Raw genomic sequence first — 16,836 nt, 5'->3', positions numbered from 1 at the left:
GTGATCACTTGGTCTGCGTCAGCGTCGCGTAGACGATGATGTTGTCGGTGTAGTGGTGCTGCTTGGCGTTGTAGACCCCGCCACAGGTGATCAGCCGCAGCGACGACGTGATCGTGTTGCTGTAGACCCGCTTGGTCGGGAAGGTCGACTTGCTGACCTGCTCGATCCCGTCCACCGTGAAGATCGCCATCTTGCCGTCCGCGCGGAGAACGGCGATCTTGTTGCCGCGCTTGAGCTCGCGCAGGCGGCTGAAGACGGCGGCGCCCTTGCGGGTGTTCACGTGTCCGAGGATGACCGCCGGCCCCTGGTCGCCGGGGGCCGGTCCGTAGCGGTACCAGCCGGTCAGGCCGGGCTTGCTCAGCGGGGGCGCCTGGATGACGCCGGACTTGTCCACGCCGACCGAGCCCACCGCGGCCTTCACGCCGATCGCGGGAATGCTGATCTTGAGCGGGCGGCCGGCGGCGGCCTTGCTCGTCGTCTTCTTCGCACCGGACGACGAGGACGACAGCGGCTTCGAGGACGACGAGGCCGCGCTCGTGAGGGTCAGCGGGGCGATCGGCTGCAGCGCGGGAGCCGGCGGCGGCGCGGTCGGGTCGGCCGCCGTGAGCGGCACGCCCGGCCCGCCCGGGCCCACGGTCGGCGGCAGGAAGGCCGCGTTGCCCGCGTCCCGGACGGTCACCGTGGCCGGAACCGGCCCGCTCTCCTGCGGGTCCGAGGGGCTCAGCACGACGAGCATCCCGGCCATCACCGCCGCGATGCCGCCGAACGACCCGGCCACGAGCAGCGTCGCGAGCACCGGCTGGGGCAGTGGCTTGCGCGCCTTCTTGGCGTCGGCCTCCGCGGGAACGCCGCTCTGCACGGGCACGCCACCCTGCGAGGGAGCGTCCGCCTGCGCAGGAACGCCACCCTGCGAGGCAGCGCCCTGCGCGGGATTGCCGGCCTGCTCGGGAACGCCACCCTGCTGGGGAGCGCTGCCGTGCTCGGGAGCGCCGCCGTCAGGAATGCCGTCGTTCATCGTCATCCTCCTCAGCCCCGCTCACCCGAGTGCGCCGCCCTGCGCCGGAGCATCGCCACACCGCTGAGCATGCCGATAAGCAGCAGCGCGCCGCCCGAGCCGATCAGCAGCATGCCCGAGAACGACACGCGCTCCGGAGCCTCACCGGTCTGCGCGCCGCCCTGCGGCGTGATCGCGACCTGTGCCACGCTCGGCGTCGCGGTCAGCGTCACCGTTCTCGTCGCCGTCGGCGACGGGCTGCCCTGCGTCACCACCGCCGTCACGATGTAGTGCTGCGTCTGCACGGCAGCCGGCGACGGACTGGCCGACGGAGAAGGCGAAGGCGTGGCCGAGGGCGACGGGGAAGGCGACTGCGACTCTTCGCCCGGGTTCTCGTCCGTCGGACTGACCGAAGGACTGGCAGAGGTGTCCGGCGACTCACTCGGCTCCACCGAAGCCGACGGGCTGCTACCCGTCCCGCCGCCGATAACCACCCGGATCGCCGTCGGCGTCTTCACCGGCTTGCATACCGCCCGAAACTGCTGCGGCGGGTCGCGAAGCTCCTCGGTGATGACTCGGAAGGCATCCACATACGCCTCCGTGTCGTCGCCGTTATACACCGTCAGAGTGTGCTGCCCGTACGACAGTCCACGCATGCTCCACAAGTTGTGGTTGCCCTTGTGCTCTACCAGCACCGGGGCGCCGTTGCGCTCTTTCGAGGAGTCGGCCGTTGCGGGGATACCCGCTTTGCCGTCTACGAAGAACCGGACCGGGCCTCCGTGAGTGGACTGCTCGGAGATGAAGTCGATCCCCGTTCCTGTGAACTTGTAGTCAACTCTCGCGTCCTTGACCTTGGTCCAGTGGACGTCTCTCAGATAGTCCCCGTAGTACGGCAACCGGTCGCTGGAGTCCTGCCAGTTCGCGTCGTAGGTGATCCCGGCCTCGTCATCATTAACGACTTCCTCCGAGGCTGGCGGCGTGAAGTCAATGTAGAGGTTACGCGGCTCGATCTCCCAGACGCCCGGCTCGGTCGTACCCACAGAGCCGGACACCAGTTCGGGCAACCCGAGAGCACCGCCGCTATCGAGTTCCCCTTCGTCCTTCGAGCCGATCGAGTTGAGCTCGCCCTCCCACATCTCGCCAAGGACGCCGACCACGCCAGTGGCCGTGACTCGAGCACCTGCCGGAAACAGCCCAGGCGACAGGAAGGTGTTCAGGCTGTCCTTGTAGGCGAGCCCCCATCTGACATCCAACGGCTCTCTGACCTTCAGTGCCGTCTGCAGAGCGAGCGTCACTTTCAGATTCACAGGCGTGGAGCCGGCGACTCCCCGGGTGCATCGATAGTCCATATCGATTTGCGCGGTCTCCGCCTGCGCCGTCATCGAGGGACCGACGACGAACGCCGTACCGGCCAGGCCGAGGGCTAGAGCGGCCATGGTCCTAGGGAGACCAGCTTTCCACCGAATCACCGCATACTCCGATCACAGGACCGCCCTGGCGGGCCTATAGCAAACCGAAGGTAGATCTTAGAGGCAACCGAAGCGGGCCAAAGGGGTCGTTATGACGATGGTTTCGGAGTTGTGACCCTCCGTACAAGCTGATCCCGATCGACCAGGGAGGACCAGAATCGTATTCTGGTGCGGCCAACAGACCCTGGGACCGGAAGGCTTACCCGATGCGGCGAGACCTCTTCGACGAGGAGCACGACCTCTTCCGCGAGACCGTCCGTGAGTTCATGGCCCGCGAGGTCGTCCCCCACCACGCGCAGTGGGAGAAGGACGGCATCGTCCCCCGCGACGTGTGGAAGAAGGCGGGCGAGCTGGGCATGTTCGGCTTCTCTGTACCGGAGGAGTACGGCGGTTCGGGCATCACCGACTTTCGCTACAACGCAGTGATCGTCGAGGAGATCATCCGCGTCGGCGCCACCGGCCTGGGATTCGGCCTGCACAACGACATCATGGCGCCGTACATGGTCGATCTGACCAACGACGAGCAGAAGCAGCGGTGGCTGCCCGGCTTCGCGTCCGGCGAGCTGATCACGGCGATCGGGATGACCGAGCCGGGGGCCGGCAGCGACCTGCAGGGCATCCGCACCACCGCCGTACGCGAGGGCGACCACTACGTGGTGAACGGTCAGAAGACCTTCATCACCAACGGCATCAACTCCGATCTCGTCGTGGTCGTGACCAAGACCGACCCCTCGGCGGGCGCGCGGGGCACCTCGCTCCTGGTGGTGGAGCGCGGCATGGAGGGCTTCACCCGCGGCCGCAACCTGGAGAAGGTCGGCATGCACGCACAGGACACCGCCGAGCTGTTCTTCGAGAACGTCCGGGTGCCGGTGACCAACCTCCTGGGCGGCGAGGAGGGCCAGGGCTTCTTCCAGCTCATGAACAACCTGCCGCAGGAGCGGCTGTCGATCGCGGTGGCGGCCGTGGCCGCGGCGGAGACGGTGCTGGAGCAGACGATCGAATACTGCCGCAACCGTACGGCCTTCGGCCGCAGCATCGGCAAGTTCCAGAACACCCGGTTCCTGCTGGCCGAGCTGTCCACCGAGGTGGAGATCGCCCGCCACTACGTGGACAAGTGCATCCGGGCGCTCAACGCCAAGGAGCTCACGGCCGTCGACGCCGCGAAGGCCAAGTGGTGGACGACCGAGCTGCAGAACAAGGTCATCGACCGGTGCGTCCAGCTCCACGGCGGCTACGGCTACATGCTGGAGTATCCGGTGGCGAAGGCCTGGCTGGACAGCCGCGTGCAGACGATCTACGGCGGCACCACCGAGATCATGAAGGAGATCATCGGCCGGTCCTTCGGCTTCTGAAAGGGCCCCGGATCGGCAAGGCCCCGGATCAGCCGTGCTGCTGTCCCCAGATGAGCAGCATGGCCACCACGAACACGACCATCACGCCTCCGTAGGCCACCGGGCCCAGCCGGAAGAACCTGCGCACCTTGTTCAGCAGCCACGCGAACAGGAACGCCAGGAAGACCAGAAGGATGAGTCCGGTGTCCACACTGATCAGTATGCGCGGGTTTCCCCGCCCCCGCGTGCCCGTCGGCACAAGCGGCATGAGCGGCACAAGCCGCCCGGGAAGGCTCAGCGGGAGTCCTCGCGAGCGCAGCCTTCGAAGATCACCCGCGCGACCAGTTCCGGGTCGTCGCTCATCGGCAGGTGACCGCAGCCGCGCAGCAGCAGCGCCCGCTGCCCCGCCCACCGTGCCGCCCGTACGGCCTGACGGCGCGGCAGCAGCCGGTCGCGGTCGCCCCAGGCGATCGTGACCGGCACCTGGGGCGGCGCGGGCGGCGCGACCCACGCCATCGACTCCAGCGTCTCCTCGAACCCCGCGCACTCGCGCATCGCCTCGGCCGCCGCGACCACGGCCTCGCGCGACAGCCGCTCCGGGTGGGCCACGAGCAGGCTCATGGCCAGCGCCCTGCCCTCGGCCGTGCCGGCCGCGAGCGCGGGCAGCTCGCCCGCCCGCGTCGCCAGCCGCAGCAGGCGCAGCACCGCCCGCGCGTACATGTGCTCGGACCGGGACCAGAACCCGATGGGAGACAGCGCGACGGCCGTGCGGACGTCGGCGGACGACGCCAGGTCGAGCGCGATGTAGCCGCCGAGCGAGTTGCCCGCGACGTGCGGCCGGCTCAGGCCGAGGCCGGTCCAGAACTCGCGCACCGCCCGCCCCAGCGTCTCCGCGTTGTACGGCGTGCCGTACGGCAGCGGCGGAGAGTCCCCGAAGCCGGGCAGGTCCACCGCGATGACGTCGTGCCGCTCGGCGAGCAGGTCGAGGACCGGCAGCCAGCCGTGCCGGTGATGGCCGATGCCGTGCAGGAGGACCAGCGGTGGGCCGCTGCCGCGGCGGTCGTGGGCGAGCTCCATGTGTCCGAGTGAAGCACCCGGAACGACCGGAAAGAAGCGTGCGGCGCGTCGCGTCCGTCGGCGTCAGTTAACGCATTGGTCTTCTGCACCTGCAATCATGTTTCGTCACAATAGTTGAAAATGGAATGAAACCGACAGATGACTATCACTAAGCCGGAGGAAATCACCGGCGCCGTCTCCGACCTGCCGGAGCCGGACGCGAAGGCCAGCGTCGTCGATCTGCTGGAGCGCGGCGGATCGGTCGTGGTGCCCGTCGGCGTCGCCCTCTACGCGCTGCTCTACCTCGGCATCCAGCAGGTCTACGGCATCTTCAACATCAGCCCCGAGCAGGCGGGCATCGACCAGGCCACCATGTTCGGCCGCCTGGTCGGGTCGCTGGTCCTGCTCGTCATCGCCGGCGCCCTGCTCATGGGCGTCGTCGTAGCCGTCGTGTGGCTGCTCGACAAGGTGACCCTCGGTTACCTGTTCCGCCTGATCCAGGCCATCAGGGAGCGCCCGTGGGCCGCCGCGATCGTCGGCGCGCTGTGGTGCGGGGCGACCTACTGGGGCTTCCTCGGCTACCTCGGGCTGGGCGAGGGCGTGTCCATGGCCGGCGTCGTGATCACCTCGGTGCTGATCGGCGCCCTGGCCTTCCTCGTGCCGTTCCGGCTGCTGCGGCGGCGTCCGTCCGGCCGCGCGGGCATGAAGATCGTGGTGGCGGCGTTCACCGGCATCGGGCTGGGCTTCGCGTTGATGGGGCAGATGGAGAGCGACGCGATCGCCGTCGCCGAGAAGGGGCAGCCCGCCAGCATGCTGCTGTCGATGGTGGGCTTCCAGGACCAGTGGGTGGTGCTGAACGACCGCGAGAGCGGCAAGGTGCTGCGCGACGGTGCGCAGGTGCTGCTGCTCGGCGAACGCGAGGGCACGTATGCGCTGTACGACTGCGCGCACCAGGAGACCTTCCGCATCTCCATGGAGGCGACCGTGCTGCGGCAGGTGACGCTCGAACCCGAGCGCCCGGACGGCTACAGCTGCCTCGACCAGAAGCACTGACCTGAAGCCAGAGGCACCGACCTGAAGCGCCCCCGCACCGGGGGGCGCTTCAGCGTCCTACGGCCTTCACCCGCTTACGGCCTTCACCATCTGACGGTCTTCGCCGTCTAACGGCCGCCGATGGGGATCTCGAACCAGACCGCCTTGCCCTCGCGGGTGGGACGGGAGCCCCAGCGGCGCGCGAGCTGGTCGACGAGATAGAGACCGCGGCCGCCCTCGTCGTTCTCCCCCGCGCTGCGGATGCGGGGCAGGCGCAGGTCCTGGTCGAAGACCTCGACCCAGACGGACTCCGCGCCCCGGCGCAGCCGCAGGGTGAACTCCTTGTCGCCGGCGATCTCCTCTTCGAAGCCCGGCACGTCCCACGACTCGTCGAACGGCAGCGGCGGCCCGTCGAGCACCAGCTCGCGGCGCGGCACGCTGGCGCTGGCGGCGTGCAGCACCACGTTGGTCACGACCTCGGAGACGAGCAGGCAGGCCAGCTCCGCGCGTTCCTCGGGCACCTGCCATCCGGCGAACGCCTCGGACGCCATCCGCCGGGCCTCGCTCACCATGATCGGCTGGGCCGGGAACGTGCGCTCCTGGGACTGCAGCTCGGTGCCCGCGGAGCGGACGACGAGGATCGCCATGTCGTCGTCGATCTCGCCGGGGACGGCCACCGTGGCCAGGTCGGCGATGCGCTCGACGGACTCCCCCGACGCCTTGGCGAGCTTCTCCCGCAGGATGTCGAGCGCCTCGTCGTCTACGGCGACTCCCGTGGCGGAGTCGCGCGGCGGCCTGCGGTCGACCAGGCCGTCGGTGTAGAGGAGCAGGGTCGCGCCGGGCGGCAGCACCCGCGTCTCCTCCTTGTAGACCAGGTCGGCGTGCATGCCCTTGGCCCGCACCCCCAGCGGCTGGCCGACCTCGGTGATGTCCAGGTCTCTGACCTCGCCGTCCACGATCAGCAGTGGCGGCGCGTGCCCGGCGTTGGCGAACGACAACTGCCTCGACCACGCGTCGTAGACCATGTATTGGCACGTGACGATCGGCGGGTTGGTGATGTCGGCGCCGAAGTCGTCGCGCTCCGGCGCGGCGACGATCCTGGTCCACTCGTCGAGGCGGGCGAGGATGTCGGCGGGCGGTTTGTCGTCCTGGGCGAAGGCCCGCAGCGCGGCCCTGAGCTGGCCCATGACCGCCGCCGCCTTGGCTCCTCTGCCCTCGACGTCGCCGATCACGATGCCGACGCGGCCGGCCGACAGCGGGATCACGTCATACCAGTCGCCGCCCACCTGGGTCTGGATGCCCTGGCCGTGCGAGGCGAGCGGGGCGGCCGGGTAGTAACGTACGGCGATCTCCAGGCCGTCGAGCGACGGCAGCGGCTGACGCGGGAGCAGGTGCTTCTGGAACGACTCGGCGGTGTGCCGCTCCTCCTCGAACAGCAGCGCGTTGTCGACGGCGAGCGCGACGCGGGTGGCGATGGCGCCGACGAAGTCGCGGTCGAAGGTGTCGTAGTGGGGCGACCGCCGACTGGTGAGGTTCGACAGGCCGAGGTACATGAGGCCGAGCGTCTCTCCGCGCACGCACAGCGGGGCGACGATGGCCGAGGTCATCCCGATCTCGCCGCACAGCCGGGCCGCGCCCTCGCTCGGCGCCGGATAGCTGACCTGGGAGAAGTCTTCGACGAGGATCGTCTCCTGGCGGCGCAGCGCGCTCTCGGCGTAGTGCCCGAGGGGGTATCTGATCTCCGCGCCCACCGGCCGCCAGGTGTCCGGCGGCGGCGTCCAGCCGTTCACGTGCGTGGAGACCTTGCGCACCAGGCGGTCGCCCTCGTTCAGCTCGATGAAGCAGTGGTCGGCGAACTGCGGGACGAGCATGTCCGCGACCCGGTTGAGCGTCTCCTCGACGTACAGGGAGCCGGCGAGCCGCTCGCCGATCCGTTCGAGCAGGCCGAAGCGGTCCTTCTCACGCTCGTTGCTGCGCATCGCCTCGCGCGCGGTGATCACGATGCCGCTCACGGAGCCGGAGGGGTGGCGCAGCGGCACGGCCTGCGCCCGCACGTAGATCGTCGAGCCGTCGCCGCGGGTCACGTCGAACGTGCCCTCCCACACGTTGCCGCGCAGCACGTGCTTGGCCAGTTCGGCCGCGAGCGGATGGTCCTTCTCCGAGATTCCGAGGGTGTGCAGCGACTCCTTGGCCGGAGACGCGCCCACGCGGCCGAACAGCTGCTCGGCGAAGGGGTTCCAGTACAGGACATTGCTGAACCGGTCGGTCACGACCACCGCCATCTCCGCGTGGTCGAGCACGGAACCGGCGGAAAGGTGGTCGTCGGCGTCCTGTGACAGATCTCCCCATCGCCTCATGCCACGACCGTCCCTTGTCGAGGTGGGTTCGCTATGCCGGGCACGGGCGCTCCTGCGATGGCTGGGTCGCGAGAAATGAAAGGACTCCCTAGGGGATTCAACCAGGCACAACTCATTCCGTCATCGTCTGGTGACAAAAACGTGAGAGGCGACGTCCCTCGGAAGATCCGCGGTCGTGGTTCCCACCTCACCATCACCAGTCACCGTTACACCGTTGTCACTCGCCGCGAGCGTGACCTCGCGTCCCGGTTGTATCCCAACTTGCTTGAGTTTAAGCATCACAGCCGGGTCGCTTTGCACTTGTTCGCTGATTCGGCGCACTACAACGGGCACAGGGGCCTGTCCCGCGAGGGTCACCATGGGAGACACCATCTCATCCCCGGTCGAACCGGACTGGGGCACCCCCAGCTCGTCGAGACCCGGGATCGGGTTGCCGTGCGGGCACACCCGGGGGTTCTTGAGAAGGTTCACGAGCCGGGTCTCCACCGACTCGGACATCACGTGCTCCCAGCGGCACGCCTCGATGTGGACCTCTTCCCAGGGCATGCCGATCACCTGCGTCAGCAGGCACTCGGCGAGGCGGTGCTTGCGCATGACGCGGATCGCGAGCGTGCGGCCCAGCGCGGTCATGCTGAGGTGCCTGTCCCCCTCGACCTTGACCAGGCCGTCGCGCTCCATACGCGCCACCGTCTGGCTGACGGTCGGGCCGCTCTGCTGCAGCCGCTCGGCGATCCGGGCGCGAAGCGGGACGATGCCCTCCTCTTCGAGTTCGAAAATCGTCCGGAGGTACATCTCCGTCGTGTCGATCAGGCCGTGTGCGGTCAAGGCTCCTCCAGTCCTTGTAAATCGATGCTACGACCTCCCCCGTGTTCGCAGCCGACCCTATTGGGGAAGCGACCCAGGATGGGAAACATGGGGGCTCAGCGATTCCTTCCGGCGGAGATCAGCCTGCCCGCGCTCAGGGAGGCCGCGCGGCGCTGCAAGGGCTGCGACCTCTACCGCGCCGCAACGCAGACGGTCTTCGGCGACGGCGCCCCCGACGCGCGGTTCATGCTGGTGGGCGAGCAACCCGGCGACGAGGAGGACCGCGAGGGTGCGCCGTTCGTCGGGCCCGCGGGGCGCGTGCTCGACAGGGCGCTCGAAGAGGCCGGCATCGAGCGCGAGGCGGTGTACGTGACCAACGCGGTCAAGCACTTCAAATACGAGCCACGCGGCAAACGCAGAATCCACCGGAAACCCACCGTGGGAGAGATCAACGCCTGCCGGCCGTGGCTGGAGGCCGAGATGCGGCTGGTGGACCCCGAGGTGACTTTGGTGCTCGGGGCCACGGCCGCCCGGGCGCTGCTGGGCCCGGACTTCCGGGTGACCAGGCACCGGGGAGAGCCGGTCCCCCGGCGCGAGGGGGCCTACTACGTGGCGACGATCCACCCCTCGGCGGTCCTGCGGGCGCCCGACCGGGACGAGGCCTACTCCGGCTTCCTCGCCGATCTCACGGTCGCGGCCGGGCTGCCCTGAAAACTTCAGGGGGCCAGGCGCTCCAGGGTCCAGGCCGCGCCGGTCCGCCGGTAGCGGAGCCGGTCGTGCATGCGGTCGGTCTGGCCCTGCCAGAACTCGACCTCCGCGGGCACCACCCGGAAACCGCCCCAGAAGTCCGGCAGCGGCGGGTCCTGCGGCCAGCGCTCGGCCAGCTCGCGGAACCTGGCGTCGAGCTGCTCCCTCGACTCCACGACCGCCGACTGACGGGAGGCCCACGCGCCGATGCGGGAGCCGTACGGACGAGAGTGGAAGTAGGCGGCGCTGTCCTCGCGCGGGAGCCGTACGACGGAGCCCTCCACGCGGACCTGCCGCCTGATGGGATGCCAGGGGAACAGCAGGCAGGCCCGCGGGTTCTCACCGAGATCGCGGCCCTTGCGGGACTCGTAATTGGTGAAGAAGACGAACCCGCGCTCGTCGAAGCCCTTGAGGAGGACGGTGCGAGCCGAGGGGCGGCCACCGGCGGAGCTGGTGGCGACGACCATCGCGTTCGGCTCCGGCAGGCCCGCGGCGACCGCGTCCGCGAACCACAGCGCGAACTGCGTCACCGGGTCGGCCGCCATGCCGGATTCGAGCAGGGGCTCACCCTCGTAGCTGTGCCGGAGCCCGGGGAGGTGCGAAGCGCTGTCCACGGAAAGGTATTCTCGCGTGCTCGGTACACGTCTCGCTCGGTGGCCCCTGCCTGGGGGAACCCCGTTGGGTAGGGCCGGGGGCGCGACAGTCGGGCGCTGCGGGTTAAATTGACCCGCCGGTATCTCGACATCAAGGCTCTGGACTTCACAAGAGAGGGAGGCGGCCGAGAATGTCCGACTTCAAACCCGGGCTCGAAGGCGTGGTGGCGTTCGAGACCGAGATCGCGGAACCGGACAAAGAAGGGGGCGCCCTGCGTTATCGGGGCGTCGACATCGAAGAGCTCGTGGGCAATGTCTCCTATGGACACGTCTGGGGCCTGCTCGTCGACAACACGTTCCAGCCGGGTCTGCCCCCGGCGGAGCCGTACCCACTTCCCGTCCATTCCGGCGACATCCGAGTAGACGTACAGAGCGCGCTGGCCATGCTGGCGCCGTCGTACGGTTTCCGTCCGCTGCTCGACATCGACGACGACCAGGCCCGCGACGATCTCGCACGCGCCTCGGTCACCGCTCTGTCGTTCGTCGCGCAGTCGGCTCGTGGCCTGGGCCAGCCCATGGTCCCCCAGAAGCGCGTGGACGAGGCCGAGAGCATCGTCGAGCGCTTCATGGTCCGCTGGCGCGGTGAGCCCGACCCCAAGCACGTGAAGGCCATCGACGCCTACTGGACGTCCGCCGCGGAGCACGGCATGAACGCGTCCACGTTCACGGCCCGCGTCATCGCCTCCACCGGGGCCGACGTGGCGGCCGCCCTGTCGGGCGCGGTGGGCGCGATGTCCGGCCCGCTGCACGGCGGCGCGCCGGCGCGCGTGCTGCACATGATCGAGGGCGTCGAGAAGATGGGTGACGCCCGCAAGTACGTCCAGAGCGAGCTGGACAAGGGCCAGCGGCTCATGGGCTTCGGCCACCGGGTCTACCGGGCCGAGGACCCCCGTGCCCGCGTGCTGCGGCGTACGGCCAAGGAGCTGGGCGCGCCCCGCTACGAGGTCGCGGCCGCGCTCGAGACCGCCGCGCTCGAGGAACTGCACGCCCGCAAGCCCGACCGGGTCCTCGCGACCAACGTGGAGTATTGGGCCGCGGTGGTCCTCGACTTCGCCGAGGTGCCGTCGAACATGTTCACCTCCATGTTCACCTGCGCCCGGACCGCCGGCTGGGCCGCCCACATCCTGGAGCAGAAGCGCACGGGCAGGCTGGTCCGCCCCAGCGCCAACTACGTGGGCCCGAAGCAGCGCTCCATCAACGAGGTGCCCGGCGCCGCCGAGGTCATCGGCAAGGTCTGAGGCCCCGGGCGCGGGTCGCGGCCCTGCGGCGTGCCACAAGCTCCGAGAGACCGCAGGGCCCGCCCGCGCACCCGTCGGCACACGTGACGGCCCGTTCCCTTCCGGGGAGCGGGCCGTTTCCGCGTACGGCTCGCTCACGCGTACGGCTCGTTCACGCGCACGGCTCACTCACGCGCACGGCTGGCTCACGGGTCCTGCCGCTGAGTGGTCCTGACCCTGACCAGGCCCCGAGGCGTCAGCGGCCGGAGTCCGCGGGCCCGGCTGCGGGCCCGGCTGTGGGCGGGGCCGTGGACAAGGCCGAGGCCGAGGGAGCCGCCGGGGCGTTCGGCACCGGGCGCTCCGCGTCGAGGTTCTGGCAGATGCCTCTGGTGTCCGGGGGCTCGGTGGTCGCGAGGAGCCCGCAGCGGACCGCGACCTCGGACTTCCCCGAATCGGTCACCTTCAGGATCGCGATGGCCTTGTTCTCGGGCTGGTGGACGGTGGCGCCGAAGGAGATGACCCCGCTGGAGCCGTTCCACCTGTCGCGCGGGGAGATGAGGGAGATCTGGTAGAGCACGTCTCCCCTGCTGGGCAGCCCGCCCCGATAGGCCGCGTTGACGCGCTCGTAGAACAGCTTGACGGCGTCGTAGCTGAGGATGAGGTTGTCGTCGGACTCCTTGGCGTGCCGGCCGCCCAGGAGGCCCTGGAGGAAGCCCGTGGGCGCCGCCGCGCCGTCCCGCCACAGTTCGCGGCTCGCCAGCGCCGCGTAGTAGACCCGGACACGCCGGTAGTTCCCGATCTCGGCGCCGCTGTTGGCCACCGCCTTGATGACGTCGTCGCCCGCGAGGACCTTGATCTGCTCCTTGCCGCAGTCCTTGCCCTCGACGTAGCGCAGGAAGTCGAGGAAGTCGGCCGCGCGCCCCGCGTAGAGGAGCAGGTCGGGCCGGTGGGCGCAGGCCCGGCTCACCGCCATGTCCATGCCGGTCCCCCGGTCCTTGTAGGGGACGCTCTCGGTGATCTTGATCCGCTCCGCCCTGGCCTCGCTCACGTAGTCGTCGGCGAGGTTGTTCGTGTAGTTGTCGTTGTCCGTCTGGTCCTTGACGACCACCGCGGTCGGCTCGGGCACGGCGCGGAAGAGCTGCTCGCGGGCGAACCGGACGGCCAGCCGCGCCTGCCGCAGGTTCGACGGCCCCAGGCGGAACACGTACGGCGAGGGGTAGTCGGACCCGGCGGAACCGTCCGGGACGTACCCGAGCCGGTCGGCCGTCGCGGTGGTGACCAGCATCGGGATCTTCGCCGTGTGCAGCGTCCTGATGGCGTCCCCGACGCCGCTGACGCTGCGCTGGAAGCCGATCACCCCGAGCATGCGCGGGTCCTCGGCCGCCATCTCGCTGACCAGCTCGGCCGTACGCCGTCCCTGGGCGAAGTTGGTCCCGGCGTTGGCCACCAGCACCTGGAGGCGGGGCGCGCTCGAGACGCCCCGCTGGTATTCCTCCACGGCCGCCAGCTCCGCCCGGGCCCCGACGAACGCGCTGTCGTTCTCGTTCTCCGCGACGGAGTATTCGCCGAACAGCACCACGCTCACGTACGTCCCGGCCTTCCTGGCCAGTGCGTTGTTGCCGTCGATCCTGGCGACGAGATCCTTTATGTCCTTCGAGGGGAAGATGTCCTCCGGGGCCGGGCCGTCGGCGTTCACGACGCCGACGCACTCCGTGCCGATGCGCTCGACCCACGACAGGCCGCCGCAGTGCGCGTTCCGGTCCTGCTGGATGCGTCCCAGCAGGACGACCGGCCCGATCAGCAGCAGCGCCATCACGCACCAGTAGCCGATCGCCCGCATCCGGGGGGCCAGCAGGTGCGGCCGATAGTCGTCGTCCAGTGGCATCGTGGGCGCGCTGACCATCAGCCGCAGCGGCGGCACCCTCCGCCGCGCCGCCGTCCGCCACGCCGACACGAGCGCGGGCAGGTCCGCCAGCCGGCCGGCGGTGACCGGGCGGCGGCCCGGCGCGAACGACTCGGGCACCGCGGCCAGCACGAGGAGCGGCGGCAGCAGGCCGGTCTCCTCTACCGTCTCCTCCAGGGTGCGCAGGAACCGCTCGTTGACGTCGCCGGGCCAGCGCGCGTCGAGGACGAGCATCGCGTAGAGGCCGCGCCCCCAGCTCGGCCACGGGATCAGCCACTTTCCGTAGGCCTGGCGCAGGTCCTGGCACAGCGCGTGGACGAGCAGCCGCTCGATCTCCGCCTCGCTCGCGTTGGCGATGCGCAGCGCGTACTTCGGCAGGCGTTCGAAGGGCTTCCTGGCGAGGTAGGGCTGCTTCCTGAACCAGCCGTTGAAGAAGGACCCCCGGATCGAGAGCATGGCCTGGATCAACGTGCCGACGACGGCGACGAGCACGCCCAGCGCCCACGGGACCACGCCGACCAGGTCGGAGGCGCCGCCCAGCGACCAGACGGCGAGCGTGCCCACCGGCACCCAGGTGGTGGCCGCGCGGCCGATGAAGTCCGCCGCGGTCCTGCGCCCTCTGTCGCCGCCGTACCTGCCCCTGCGCCAGTCCTTGAGCCGCTCCTTGAACTCGTCCTGGCCCGTACGCGACCGGGGATCGGGCGGCCAGGTCCGGGCGGGCACGTCGACCTGCTCCCCGGGAGGCGGCTCCTCGCGCTGACGCCGCGCCCACAGCACGAACTGGACGAGCGGGAACCGCGGCGGGGGCAGGAACGAGCCGCCGACCGGCTTGCCGAGCTGGCCGTGCTCGCCCGCCAGCGCCTCGACCAGCTCGCGCAGCGTGTCGTACTCCCCCGCCCGCACCGTGGCCTGCGGTAGGAAGTCCTCGAAGGGCTCGGCGAGACGCCGGGCCGTGTCGAACGCGCCGCCGTCGCGGCCGACGACGAGGACCAGAGGCAGTGGACGGTCGGCCCGCCAGATGAACGGCCTGCGAACCAGTGCCTCGATGACGGCGTGCGGGTCGGCCACGCGAAAGTCTCCCGGGAGGCGGAGTGCCGGTCTTCAGGTGGTGTGTGATCTTAAAACCCGACCATGATGTCTCAGAATCCGGACCATGGTCTAGAGCATCCGCAGGTCTCACTAGGCTTGAACCGTGGCTGACATCGTGATTCCCGCTGACATCAAGCCCGCCGACGGCCGCTTCGGCTGCGGGCCCTCGAAGGTACGCCCCGAGCAGCTCGCCGCTCTGGCCGACGCCGGGGCGAAGGTGATGGGCACCTCCCACCGGCAGAAGCCGGTGAAGAACCTCGTCGCCCGCGTCCGCGCCGGGCTCACCGACCTGTTCTCCCTCCCGGAGGGGTACGAGGTCGTGCTGGGCAACGGCGGCACCACGGCGTTCTGGGACATCGCGTCCTTCGGGCTGATCCGGGAGAAGTCGCAGCACCTGCACTTCGGGGAGTTCTCCTCGAAGTTCGCCACGGTCGCGAAGAAGGCTCCCTGGCTCGCCGACCCCTCGGTCATCAAGGCGGAGCCGGGCAGCCACCCGCTGCCGGTCGCCGAGGAGGGCGTGGACGTCTACGCGCTCACCCACAACGAGACCTCGACCGGCGTCGCGATGCCCATCAAGCGGGTCATCGATGACGAGTCGCTCGTCCTCGTCGACGCCACCAGCGGCGCCGGCGGCCTGCCGGTCTCCGCCGAGGAGTTCGACGTCTACTACTTCGCCCCGCAGAAGAGCTTCGCCTCCGACGGCGGCCTGTGGATCGCGCTGTTCTCGCCGAAGGCGCTGGCCCGGGTGACGGAGATCGCCGAGAGCGGCCGGTTCGTCCCCGAGTTCTTCAGCCTCCCGACCGCGATCGACAACTCGGTCAAGGACCAGACGTACAACACCCCGGCGGTCGCCACGCTGTTCCTGCTGGCCGAGCAGCTCGACTGGATGAACGCCCAGGGCGGCCTCGCCTGGACCACCGCCCGGTCGGCCGACTCCGCCTCGCGCCTGTACACCTGGGCCGAGAAGACGTCGTACACCACGCCGTTCGTGGCCGACCCGGCGCAGCGCTCCAACGTCGTCGGCACCATCGACTTCGACGACGCGGTGGACGCCGCGGCGGTCGCGAAGGTGCTGCGGGCCAACGGCATCGTGGACACCGAGCCCTACCGCAAGCTCGGCCGCAACCAGCTGCGGATCGCGATGTTCCCGGCGATCGACCCTGCCGACATCGAGGCGCTGACCACCTGCGTCGACTACGTGGTCGAGCGGCTCTAACGGTTCTCGCGGCGGCCGCCTCTCCGGCGGCCGCCGATCCCGCCGGCGGTCTCCGGACCGTCGGCTTTTTCGTTTCTCCGGCCGGTGGTTTCTCCGGCCTTGTAACGGTGTGCGGCGCTCCGTCCACGCAGGGATGTGTTTTCTCACACGACCGAGGGGAGCGCCGGTGCGCCGTAGACAGACGGGTCCGGCGGGCTTCGCCCGTGATCCCGACGCGTTCGAGGCCTTCTACCGGCGGCATGTCCAGCGCTTTCCCGGGGTCATGGAACTGATCGGAGGAACGAAGTGAACGCCACTTTCGAGGACAGACTGCTCGCGCAGCTCAAGGCGGAGATCGTGGCCCGTGAGGCGCGGACGCGCGTGCCGGCCGTACGCCGGATCGCCCGGCCCCGATACCTGGCCGGCGCCGTGGTCGCCGCCGCCGCGGTGGCCGCCGCCGTACCGCTGGTGGTCGGCGGGCAGACCCCGGCGTACGCGCTGACGAAGAACCCGGACGGCTCGATCAACCTCAAGATCAACGAGTTCCGGGACCCGGACCCGGTCGAGCGGGACCTGGCGAAGATGGGTGTGCACGCCGACATCACCTATCTGCCACTGGGCAAGAGGTGCGCCGACGGGCGCGCTCCCTTCGTGAAGGGCGACCGGACCTCCTTCGCCAAGAAGGACCTGGAGAGCAGGGACCCGGCCGTCCAGGCGCGCATCCGGAGGCAACTGGAGAACACGCCGTCGAGCAAGGCGATCCGGCCGGAGAACGGCATCACCATCCACCCCGAGTTCATCGAGCCGGGGCAGACCGTCATGATCGAGGTCAACGAGAATCCGGTGGAGCCGGACGCCGGCCACCCGGGAGTCGCCTGGCAGTTCTCGGGGCGGCTGACGGAAGGGCCCGTGCAGCCCTGCCGGGTCGTCGACGACCCCACCGCGTTCGAGATCGGGAACGCCACGCCGTCTCCCGGCTCGTGAGCCGT

At 69.7% G+C, this 16,836-nt stretch carries 15 protein-coding genes; 7 read left to right on the top strand and 8 right to left on the bottom strand.

All coding sequences use genetic code 11. The annotated features are described in order from the left end of the window. Positions 1–4: 4 nt before the first annotated feature. Both OHB01_RS15755 and OHB01_RS15750 read right to left on the bottom strand, forming a co-directional pair. Positions 5–1,015, bottom strand: coding sequence for a class F sortase (locus OHB01_RS15755; protein ID WP_147944499.1), 1,011 nt, complete (start codon positions 1,013–1,015; stop codon positions 5–7). Positions 1,016–1,026: 11 nt separating this feature from the next. Further along, positions 1,027–2,430 (bottom strand): hypothetical protein, encoded by a 1,404-nt coding sequence (locus OHB01_RS15750; protein ID WP_328855573.1) that lies wholly within the window; start codon positions 2,428–2,430, stop codon positions 1,027–1,029. Positions 2,431–2,669: 239 nt separating this feature from the next. Here OHB01_RS15750 and OHB01_RS15745 point away from each other — a divergent pair, with 239 nt between their 5' ends. Then, the gene (locus tag OHB01_RS15745) at positions 2,670–3,815 is read left to right on the top strand and encodes an acyl-CoA dehydrogenase family protein (protein ID WP_142651147.1); all 1,146 of its coding nucleotides are present in this window, start codon (positions 2,670–2,672) and stop codon (positions 3,813–3,815) included. A gap of 28 nt (positions 3,816–3,843) precedes the next feature. On the opposite strand, the gene OHB01_RS15740 is transcribed toward OHB01_RS15745, so the two are convergent. Further along, entirely contained in the window at positions 3,844–4,005 is a 162-nt protein-coding gene (locus OHB01_RS15740) for a hypothetical protein (RefSeq protein ID WP_328855572.1), read from the bottom strand. 83 nt (positions 4,006–4,088) lie between these two features. Continuing rightward, the gene (locus tag OHB01_RS15735; protein ID WP_328855571.1) at positions 4,089–4,871 is read right to left on the bottom strand and encodes an alpha/beta fold hydrolase; all 783 of its coding nucleotides are present in this window, start codon (positions 4,869–4,871) and stop codon (positions 4,089–4,091) included. A gap of 138 nt (positions 4,872–5,009) precedes the next feature. On the opposite strand from OHB01_RS15735, the gene OHB01_RS15730 reads away from it, so the two are divergent. Next, positions 5,010–5,903 carry a hypothetical protein gene (locus tag OHB01_RS15730; RefSeq protein ID WP_142651145.1) on the top strand — a complete coding sequence of 298 codons (894 nt, stop codon included), beginning with the start codon at positions 5,010–5,012 and terminating at the stop codon, positions 5,901–5,903. Positions 5,904–6,010: 107 nt separating this feature from the next. On the opposite strand, the gene OHB01_RS15725 is transcribed toward OHB01_RS15730, so the two are convergent. Beyond that, positions 6,011–8,239: a SpoIIE family protein phosphatase gene (locus tag OHB01_RS15725; RefSeq protein WP_147944496.1), complete on the bottom strand. Its 2,229-nt coding sequence runs from the start codon at positions 8,237–8,239 to the stop codon at positions 6,011–6,013. A gap of 120 nt (positions 8,240–8,359) precedes the next feature. Next, on the bottom strand, positions 8,360–9,064 hold the full coding sequence (locus OHB01_RS15720) for a metal-dependent transcriptional regulator (RefSeq protein ID WP_142651143.1): 705 nt from the start codon (positions 9,062–9,064) through the stop codon (positions 8,360–8,362). A gap of 87 nt (positions 9,065–9,151) precedes the next feature. Between OHB01_RS15720 and OHB01_RS15715 the strand changes: the two genes are divergently transcribed. Next, complete coding sequence (locus OHB01_RS15715) at positions 9,152–9,754, top strand: UdgX family uracil-DNA binding protein (RefSeq protein ID WP_205830972.1); 603 nt, start codon at positions 9,152–9,154, stop codon at positions 9,752–9,754. A gap of 5 nt (positions 9,755–9,759) precedes the next feature. Here OHB01_RS15715 and pdxH read toward each other — a convergent pair whose 3' ends face one another. Further along, a complete protein-coding gene (gene pdxH, locus OHB01_RS15710; RefSeq protein ID WP_142651141.1) occupies positions 9,760–10,404 on the bottom strand; it encodes a pyridoxamine 5'-phosphate oxidase in 645 nt (214 codons plus the stop codon). A 170-nt stretch (positions 10,405–10,574) separates the two neighbouring features. Between pdxH and OHB01_RS15705 the strand changes: the two genes are divergently transcribed. Beyond that, positions 10,575–11,681 (top strand): citrate synthase 2, encoded by a 1,107-nt coding sequence (locus OHB01_RS15705; RefSeq protein ID WP_142651140.1) that lies wholly within the window; start codon positions 10,575–10,577, stop codon positions 11,679–11,681. A gap of 235 nt (positions 11,682–11,916) precedes the next feature. On the opposite strand, the gene OHB01_RS15700 is transcribed toward OHB01_RS15705, so the two are convergent. After that, the gene (locus OHB01_RS15700; RefSeq protein ID WP_328855570.1) at positions 11,917–14,631 is read right to left on the bottom strand and encodes an ABC transporter substrate-binding protein; all 2,715 of its coding nucleotides are present in this window, start codon (positions 14,629–14,631) and stop codon (positions 11,917–11,919) included. A 124-nt stretch (positions 14,632–14,755) separates the two neighbouring features. Here OHB01_RS15700 and serC point away from each other — a divergent pair, with 124 nt between their 5' ends. The 3 genes from serC to OHB01_RS15685 all read left to right on the top strand — a co-directional run bounded on the left by serC (position 14,756) and on the right by OHB01_RS15685 (position 16,831). Beyond that, entirely contained in the window at positions 14,756–15,868 is a 1,113-nt protein-coding gene (gene serC / locus OHB01_RS15695) for a phosphoserine transaminase (protein ID WP_142651138.1), read from the top strand. A gap of 166 nt (positions 15,869–16,034) precedes the next feature. After that, positions 16,035–16,157 carry a hypothetical protein gene (locus OHB01_RS15690; protein WP_260617490.1) on the top strand — a complete coding sequence of 41 codons (123 nt, stop codon included), beginning with the start codon at positions 16,035–16,037 and terminating at the stop codon, positions 16,155–16,157. Further along, positions 16,154–16,831, top strand: coding sequence for a hypothetical protein (locus OHB01_RS15685; protein ID WP_328855569.1), 678 nt, complete (start codon positions 16,154–16,156; stop codon positions 16,829–16,831). Before OHB01_RS15690 ends, OHB01_RS15685 begins: the two co-directional genes overlap by 4 nt. The last annotated feature ends 5 nt before the right edge of the window (positions 16,832–16,836 follow it).

The sequence above is a fragment of the Microbispora hainanensis genome (assembly GCF_036186745.1).
Classification (GTDB): domain Bacteria; phylum Actinomycetota; class Actinomycetes; order Streptosporangiales; family Streptosporangiaceae; genus Microbispora.
This window is presented reverse-complemented; position numbering and strand designations above follow the sequence as displayed.